Below are 7637 nucleotides of genomic sequence, written 5' to 3'. Positions count from 1 at the left end.
GGTTTGTCTTTGATAGAAATATCAACAATATTAAAACTAGCATTATTTAAAATGCACAACGGGTTTAATTAATCATTTTTTATCATTTAATCACCTAAAAAATAAAGCATTGTTTTTAATTTTGCTTTGACTGAAAAACTACACATTATGGATTTAGAAAACATTGACACAGAAAAGTGGCTGGAATTAATTACCGACTATGGCTTGAAGATCATCGGAGCCATTCTTATTTGGATTATTGGTTCGTGGATTATCAAAAAAATCATCAAGGGCACAAAAAAAGTAATGTCTAAAAGGGATTACGACGAGAGCCTTCAAAAGTTCCTGATGAATCTCTTGGGTTGGATTTTAAAGATTATCTTAATTATCACCATTTTAGGCACTCTAGGAGTTGAAACTACGTCTTTTGCAGCTATTTTGGCCGCAGCAGGTTTGGCCATTGGTATGGCACTACAAGGTTCGCTTGGGAATTTTGCTGGTGGTGTATTAATAATGATTTTTAAACCGTTTAAAATCGGAGATCTAATCGAAGCACAAGGTGAACTTGGTGTTGTCAAGGAAATCGAAATTTTTACTACCAAATTAACCGGGCTGTCCAATAGGGAAATTATTATTCCAAATGGATCTCTCTCCAATGGAAACATCATCAATTATACCACCGAAGGCACACGCCGTGTGGATTTAGTGTATGGCGTAAGCTATGATGCAGATATTAAGCAAACCAAGGAAGTCATCATGGAAGTTTTGACTTCGCATCCAAAGGTTTTAAAAGACCCTGCTCCGGCGGTTACGGTTTTGGAATTAGCAGATAGCTCGGTGAATTTTGCCGTAAGACCTTGGTGTCATACAGACCATTATTGGGACGTCTATTTTGATGTAACGGAAAACGTGAAATTGGCTCTTGATAAGGCTGGTATTGAAATACCTTACCCACATCAAGTTGAAATTCAGAAGAAAGGGTAATTCCTTCTTTTTTATAAAGCAGACTGGGCCTCACAGGTTTTTCCTCCTTCGCCAAGGCTACGGCGGACAAGGAAAACATGTGAGGTCTTTTTTATGTCCGAGGTTTGGGTTTGATAGCCACAAAATCTTTGAGATAATAGGGCTCAAAATAAGCGACATCCTCAAAATCACCAGAATGATATTTCCTATCAGCTAGTAACCCCATTTCATTTGCTGAGGGCAATTTGTTTTCAACAAAAACCGCATTAGGGTGAGATATAATTTCTTTTGTTTTTGCCACACCGTTCCCAATAAAGTAGACTTTCCCTTTTTCCAAATAGTCCGAAAAAGACTTTTCATCCAAAATCTGGGCTTGTGTTTCGCGAAGTGGATTGTAATTCCAATCGAAAATTGCGGAATACACTTCCATCCGTCGCGCATCCAACATGGGAACAATTACCCCCGATTCAGCTTCAACTTTTAGCGCCAAAGCTTCTAATGTTAGTACTGAAATCAATGGCTTATCCAAAGCAAAGGATAATCCTTTGGCTGTTGAAACCCCGATGCGTAATCCAGTATAAGACCCTGGGCCTTTGCTAATTGCGATGGCGTCCAATTCAGTTTTATCTACTTTGCCAATCTTTAATGCTTCGTCAATAAATACATGCAGTTTCTCGGCGTGAGAATACCCGTTTCGGCTATCTTCTTTTAATGCGGTAGTTTTGCCATCCTTTGAAACCGCAACTGAACAGTTTGTCGTAGCCGTTTCAACGTTAAGTAGTAGCGCCAATTTGTTAATTTATATTCGCTATTGGAATTCCGAAGTAAAACTCCAATACCTTTAGTTTAAAAATATAATCGTACTTGGTCCGCACCGCATCGCTTTGCGCCTGCTCAAACCGCGCTTGGGATTGACTAAAATCAAAGGAGTTCATCAGCCCTACATTATAGCGTTCTTTTGAATAATTAAACGCCTCCTCCCGAGCATCCAATGTTTTTAAAGCAGCCTCGTAAGCTTTTGACGCACCTTTGGCATCATTAAGTGCCTGATAAACTTCGGTTTCCAAATCCAATTTCGACTGTTCGAACTGGTTTTTGGAACGCTCCAAATTTACACTATTTCTTTTGATGTTGTTTCGCGCAGACAAGCCGTTAAAAATCGGAACCCTTAACTGCACTCCAAAAGAATGCCCGTCGTTTAAGCTAAATTGGTCGAAGAGTGCATCCGGTCCTCCGATAATTCGAGTAGTGTTGAAGTTTGGAGCAACAACTGTTTCACCAGTGCTTTCCACAAATCCTATGGGCATCGTTGTACCATCCGGTGTACTATCAAAGCCCAATACCCTGTCACTGTCGGAAGCCCTTGTATTATAATTATAAAACGCCGACAGCGTAGGTTGTAAATTGCCTTTGGCCAGCTTTAAATCATATTCTGCCAATTCAATATTGGCCTCGGCAATTTTCAAATCATATCTATTTTCTTTTGCCTTATCTAGAATGCTTTGTGGCGATTCGTCCAGTACAGTGGTTAATGGCACATTATAATCCGAATCCACTATATCAAAATTTTGATAGTCATCAATTAATAGTACCTGAGCCAAACTAATCTTCGAGAGTAAAATGGCATTTTCTGTATTTACAATCTGCTGTTCTTGAGAAGCCACGGTGGCTTTGAGTTCCAATACATCCCCCTTTGGCAAAACACCAGCATCTACCAATTCGACACCACGGTCCAACTCTTGTTTTGACACCTCGTATTGTGCTTGTTGAACTTTTAATTGTTCCTTGTTAAATAGAATCTGCAAAAACGAATTGGCTACGAAAAGCGAGATGTCATCTTTCATATCCGCCAATCGATATTGACTGGCCAAAATCGCCAAATTAGAGCGATGCAATTGATTGATATTCTGAAGCCCACTATAAAGCGTAACGTTTGAGGCTAACCCGAAAGATGTAAACTGTGTTGTTTGGTTTTCCAATAATCCAGTGGTTATGTTCTGGTTCAAACCGATATTCCATGAATGCGAGGCAGATGCATTGAACGACGGCAAAAAATTGCCTTTGGCATCCAGTTTGTTGATTTCGCCCTGCTGCAAATCTAGTGCACTTTGCTTAATGGAAATATTATTTTCCAACGCGTGATTAACGCATTCCAAAAGCGTCCATTGCTTAGGCTGTGCGGTTGCCAGAAATCCTAAAAGCAGAAAACCAGCGAGTACCTTAAATTTTTGTTTTACTTTCATTATTTCGCCTTTCTTTCCCGTTTTTTATCATCGTCTACTTCTTCTTCCTCTTCTTCTGATGCTTTATTCCATACTTTGATTTTATCGCCTTCTTCTACGCCCTCAATGATTTCAACATTTATCCCATCGGAAACGCCAAGTTTAACATTTTTACGTTTGAAATTTCCATCCTCATCCTGTATCTCTACAAATGGTTTATCGCTTTGTCTTCGATATTGTAACAATGCTTCCTTGATAGCCAAAACACTATCTTTACCTTCAATGTCAATTTCGGCATTCGCACTGTAACCTGCACGAACATTGGTAATGGTGTCCAACATCACATTGGCCTTAACTGTAAACTGAACAGCTCCATTTTCTTCCTTTCCTTTTGGGGCAACGAAAGTTAATTTCGCCGGAAACTCTTTGTCATTAATTGCTCCGAGAATGACCGTGATATCTCTACCTTCTTCCAGTTTACCAACTTCGGCCTCATCTACTTTTCCCTCAAAAATCATATTGCTCATATCCGCAAGGGTGGCTATAGTTGTACCAGCGTTAAAGTTGTTACTCTGAATAACCTGGTCACCCTCGCGCACCGGGATTTCCAGAATAGTACCTGAAATCTGGGCAATAATATTGGTGTTGGCTGTACTTCCACCAGAAAGCGATCCTCTTTTGATAATTTGATAGTCGTTCTGCGCTTGGACCAATGATTCCCTCGCCTGATTATAACTCAGTTCACTATTCTCGAAGGTTTGAATGGAGATTACGCCTTTTTCAAATATTTTCTTATCCCTTTGGTATTGCGTTTTTGCATTTTCAAAAGCCAGTTTTGCCGTTGCAATTCTACTTTGGGCGTTGGCCAAACTCTGCTCGTTCGGCACCACCCTAATTTTTGCGACTAAATCGCCCTTTTTAACCCTATCACCTTCCTCTACAACAATTTCATCCACAATTCCAGATATTTGGGGCTTCAGCTCAATTTCCTCCTCAGGGTTAAGCTTTCCAGTGGCCACGGCTTTCGAATTTATCGAAGTGTAAAATGGTTCGGCCACCGAAAATTCCTCGATGTCTTTGGAATTTGCATCCATAAAATATTTCAACACAAACATCAGCAGTATCACCACTACCAATATTAAAATAATCTTTAACGTTTTATTCATTTTTTTGATTGTTTATTCTTCTCTTAATGCATCTATAGGTTTCACACTTGTGGCTTTAAAGGCAGGAATCATTCCTATAAAGGTGCCCAAAACAACAAGTATAATTAGTGCCAAAAACACTACGCCAAGGGATACTGAGGGGTTCACTAAAGTAGCATCCTCGCCTTGCCCATAAAATTGATTGATGAACATCAGCACATAGCCCCCAAAAATAATCCCGATAAGGCTGGCGATAAGGCACAGCACTATCGCTTCCAATATTATTTGGCTTTTTATTTCGAAAGGCGTCGCCCCAATGGCGCGTCGCAAACCGATTTCTTTGGTGCGCTCCCTAACCGTAATCAACAATATATTTCCAATAGCGAACACGCCAGCTATCAAGGTAGCAATGCCCACAAACCAAGTTAAAAACTGCATTCCGGTTAAAAAGCCTGTTACCTTTCCAAATTCCTTCCCGGCATTAGCGCTACCATATGCCCTTCGGTCGTCCGGGTGGATATGGTGTACATTCTTCAGCAATAGTTTGCTATCCTGTTCAATTTGAACAATATCATATTCGGGCTTGGCAGTTACTACCATCCATCCGATGTTTCGCCCTTGGTTGTATATCTGTTGAAAGGTGGTAAACGGGATGTGCATATTAATCGGAGGGCCCATATTGATATTGGACACCTTGAATACACCGATGACCATAAAATTGATATTGTTTATCACCACATACTTCCCAATGGCTTTTTCATCCTTTTCGAAAAGTTGCTTGTAAACATCTTCAGAAATGACGGTTACTTTTTTCTTGTTTTCAATGTCATTGGAATTGATAAAGCGTCCGTTAATGAGTTTCTTTTTTTCTACCTCATCCAACATCGGATAATCCCCCGCCAATGAAAAGTTGCCAGATAAAAAATTCCTTGTGACCTGCGCCATCCTTTGATTTCTGGGAACCACAAATTCAACACCCTCAACGTTTTTTTCAATCCTTTCGGTGTCTTCCAAATATATCGGGACACGCCTTCCTTCTTGAAATCCTTTGAATGGCTTGTTGGTTCGTTGCCCCCAAATAAATACGGTGTTGGTAGCAAAATCACTGAACAATCGGTTAAAACTATTCTCCATTCCTCTGGCAGACCCCAAAAGCACCACCAATAAAAAGATCCCAAAGCCCACTCCAAAAATAGTCACGAGTGTGCGCAACTTATTTTTACGAATACTATCGTACAATTCCTGCCATGTATCTCTGTCGAATAAAAATCGCATCGCGTTAGTCGTCTCTTAGTGCTATAATTGGTTTAATTTTTGAGGCCTTATGCGCTGGCAAATATCCGGCAATCACACCAGAAAATATCAACGTAAACGTGGCTCCAATCACTATATAAATATCAATACTGGGGTTCGTTATAAAATATTGTTTTAAACTGGGTCCGACCCATTCCAACACCCCAACGCCAATCAATAATCCGAAATACCCAGCGAATGATGTGATGAGCACAGATTCTAATAAAATGATGGACACAATGGATTTTGGCGATGCGCCTAATGCCTTTCTGATGCCTATTTCCTTCGAACGCTCCTTTACTATAAATACCATGATATTGCTAATCCCCATAATGCCCGCAATTAAGGTGCCTAGACCAATGAAAAACACGATAAAGGTCAATACCCCTGTCATTTGGTTGACGGCTTTTGTCCCCTCGGCCATGTTAAATACACGAATGGCCCTTTGGTCGTCCCGAGCAACGTTAAACTTGTTCTTTAGTTTGCTGGTCAACGCATTTCCAAAATCCAAGGCCTGATTATACCCCAATTTTCTGTTGTAGGTTAAGTGCATCATGTCGATATAATCGTTATTACCATACACTCTTTGCTGAGTGGTGATAGGCACGTAAACTACACTCTCTTCGTTATCGCCCTCGTCGTCACCAAAAATCCCAACTACTTTAAACGGAATCCCATTTAAACTGATGTACTGCCCAATGGCGTCCACGCCAGCGAATAAATCCTCATCGATTACCCGACCAATGACGGCCACTTTTGTTCTTTCCGTTAAATCATTTTGATTAATATAACGTCCTTGGAGTACCTCGTTATTTTCGATGTGCATATATTCCGGATGAATTGCGCGCACCTCATACGTATTTTTTTCTCCCCTGAAAGAAGCCGATGCATTTCGATTTATTTTTGAGGTGATGAATTCCACTTTGTTACCAAATTCATCAAGAATATATTGATGGTCCTCATTTTTGAACTGGATTCGTCTGCCCGCTTGAAGTCCATTGTGCGCAATAGTGGTTCGTCCTGGATAAATAACTATAGAATTTGAAGCGTCCGTTCCGAAAGCCTCAGCAAAGGTGTTTTGGAGTCCGTTGGCGATACCAAAAAGAATGGTGAATAGCAAAATAGCAAAGGCAATAGTAAATCCCGAAAGCAGACTCCGAGTCCTATTCTTATTGATACTTTGAAATATTTCCCGCCAAAGGTCTAAATCAAACATGCTGACCTGCTCTTACTTGGGTTACTTTTTTATCTTCCATAATGACGCCGTCTCGCAAACGCACGATGCGCTTACACATGTTGGCAATATCCTCTTCGTGTGTTACCATCAAAATTGTTTTGCCTTCGTCATTTAATTGTTGAATGAACTCCATAATTTCATATGAAGTTGTAGTATCCAGTGCACCCGTAGGCTCATCGGCCAACAGCAATTTGGGATTGGCTGCCAAGGCCCGGGCTATGGCTACCCTCTGTTTTTGTCCACCTGAAAGCTCTTTTGGTAAGTGATGCGCCCAATCGGTCAAACCCACTTTTTCAAGGTGGAACATGCCCAACTCTTGACGCTTCTTTCGTTTTAAACCTTGGTAATACAATGGCAATGCCACGTTCTCCAAAGCATTTTTGTAATTGATTAAGTTGAAGGATTGAAAAATAAACCCTAAAAATTTATTGCGATAAACGGCCGCTTTTTTTTCTGTGAGATCCTTGATGGGCAGTCCATCCAAAATATATTCGCCCGAATCTGCAACATCCAACATCCCAATGATATTCAGCAAGGTCGATTTACCTGAGCCTGAAGAGCCCATTATGGCCACCATTTCGCCTTCCTCAACCGATAAATCAATACCTTTTAATACATGTAAACTGGAATCTCCAATGGTATAGGATTTGTGTAATCCGCTAATTTTTAGCATCTCTTTATGGATTAGGTGAACGCGCTTTGCAATAAGACTAACAATGCAAAGAAATGTTACAAATAATGTGTAAAAAAACTTTTATTACTTTTTTAACTTAGAAACGGTACCGACATTTTCCAGTC

The 7637-nt window shown here is 40.3% G+C and carries 7 protein-coding genes; 1 reads left to right on the top strand and 6 read right to left on the bottom strand.

Annotated elements, in window-relative coordinates:
• Positions 1 to 147 precede the first annotated feature (147 nt).
• Complete coding sequence (locus tag ACFSR8_RS10390) at positions 148 to 963, top strand: mechanosensitive ion channel family protein (RefSeq protein WP_380291735.1); 816 nt, start codon at positions 148 to 150, stop codon at positions 961 to 963.
• A gap of 91 nt (positions 964 to 1054) precedes the next feature.
• Here the strand turns inward: ACFSR8_RS10390 and tsaB are convergent, their stop codons facing one another.
• Genes tsaB through ACFSR8_RS10360 form a run of 6 tightly spaced genes read right to left on the bottom strand, consistent with a single transcriptional unit; the run spans position 1055 to position 7512 of the window.
• On the bottom strand, positions 1055 to 1732 hold the full coding sequence (tsaB, locus tag ACFSR8_RS10385) for a tRNA (adenosine(37)-N6)-threonylcarbamoyltransferase complex dimerization subunit type 1 TsaB (RefSeq protein ID WP_380291733.1): 678 nt from the start codon (positions 1730 to 1732) through the stop codon (positions 1055 to 1057).
• A 4-nt stretch (positions 1733 to 1736) separates the two neighbouring features.
• Positions 1737 to 3185, bottom strand: a complete 1449-nt coding sequence (locus tag ACFSR8_RS10380; RefSeq protein ID WP_380291731.1) for a TolC family protein — start codon at positions 3183 to 3185, stop codon at positions 1737 to 1739.
• Positions 3185 to 4330 (bottom strand): efflux RND transporter periplasmic adaptor subunit, encoded by a 1146-nt coding sequence (locus tag ACFSR8_RS10375; RefSeq protein WP_380291729.1) that lies wholly within the window; start codon positions 4328 to 4330, stop codon positions 3185 to 3187. The genes ACFSR8_RS10380 and ACFSR8_RS10375 overlap by 1 nt, the downstream gene beginning before the upstream one ends.
• 12 nt (positions 4331 to 4342) lie before the next feature.
• The gene (locus tag ACFSR8_RS10370) at positions 4343 to 5584 is read right to left on the bottom strand and encodes an ABC transporter permease (RefSeq protein ID WP_380291727.1); all 1242 of its coding nucleotides are present in this window, start codon (positions 5582 to 5584) and stop codon (positions 4343 to 4345) included.
• 4 nt (positions 5585 to 5588) lie between these two features.
• Positions 5589 to 6818 (bottom strand): ABC transporter permease, encoded by a 1230-nt coding sequence (locus tag ACFSR8_RS10365; RefSeq protein ID WP_380291725.1) that lies wholly within the window; start codon positions 6816 to 6818, stop codon positions 5589 to 5591.
• The gene (locus ACFSR8_RS10360; protein WP_186557920.1) at positions 6811 to 7512 is read right to left on the bottom strand and encodes an ABC transporter ATP-binding protein; all 702 of its coding nucleotides are present in this window, start codon (positions 7510 to 7512) and stop codon (positions 6811 to 6813) included. Before ACFSR8_RS10360 ends, ACFSR8_RS10365 begins: the two co-directional genes overlap by 8 nt.
• Positions 7513 to 7637: the final 125 nt, after the last annotated feature.

It is taken from the genome of Hyunsoonleella rubra (assembly GCF_042684665.1).
Taxonomy (GTDB): Bacteria; Bacteroidota; Bacteroidia; order Flavobacteriales; family Flavobacteriaceae; genus Jejuia; species Jejuia rubra.
Note: the sequence above shows the minus strand (reverse complement) of the source record. Positions and strands in the feature narration are given on the sequence as shown.

Bases quoted from the DNA above. Each gene is read 5' to 3' on its own strand.
- ACFSR8_RS10390 (WP_380291735.1), top strand. From the start codon at position 148: ATGGATTTAGAAAACATTGACACAGAAAAGTGGCTGGAATTAATTACC.
- ACFSR8_RS10380 (WP_380291731.1), bottom strand. From the start codon at position 3,185: ATGAAAGTAAAACAAAAATTTAAGGTACTCGCTGGTTTTCTGCTTTTA.
- ACFSR8_RS10375 (WP_380291729.1), bottom strand. From the start codon at position 4,330: ATGAATAAAACGTTAAAGATTATTTTAATATTGGTAGTGGTGATACTG.
- ACFSR8_RS10370 (WP_380291727.1), bottom strand. From the start codon at position 5,584: ATGCGATTTTTATTCGACAGAGATACATGGCAGGAATTGTACGATAGT.
- ACFSR8_RS10365 (WP_380291725.1), bottom strand. From the start codon at position 6,818: ATGTTTGATTTAGACCTTTGGCGGGAAATATTTCAAAGTATCAATAAG.
- ACFSR8_RS10360 (WP_186557920.1), bottom strand. From the start codon at position 7,512: ATGCTAAAAATTAGCGGATTACACAAATCCTATACCATTGGAGATTCC.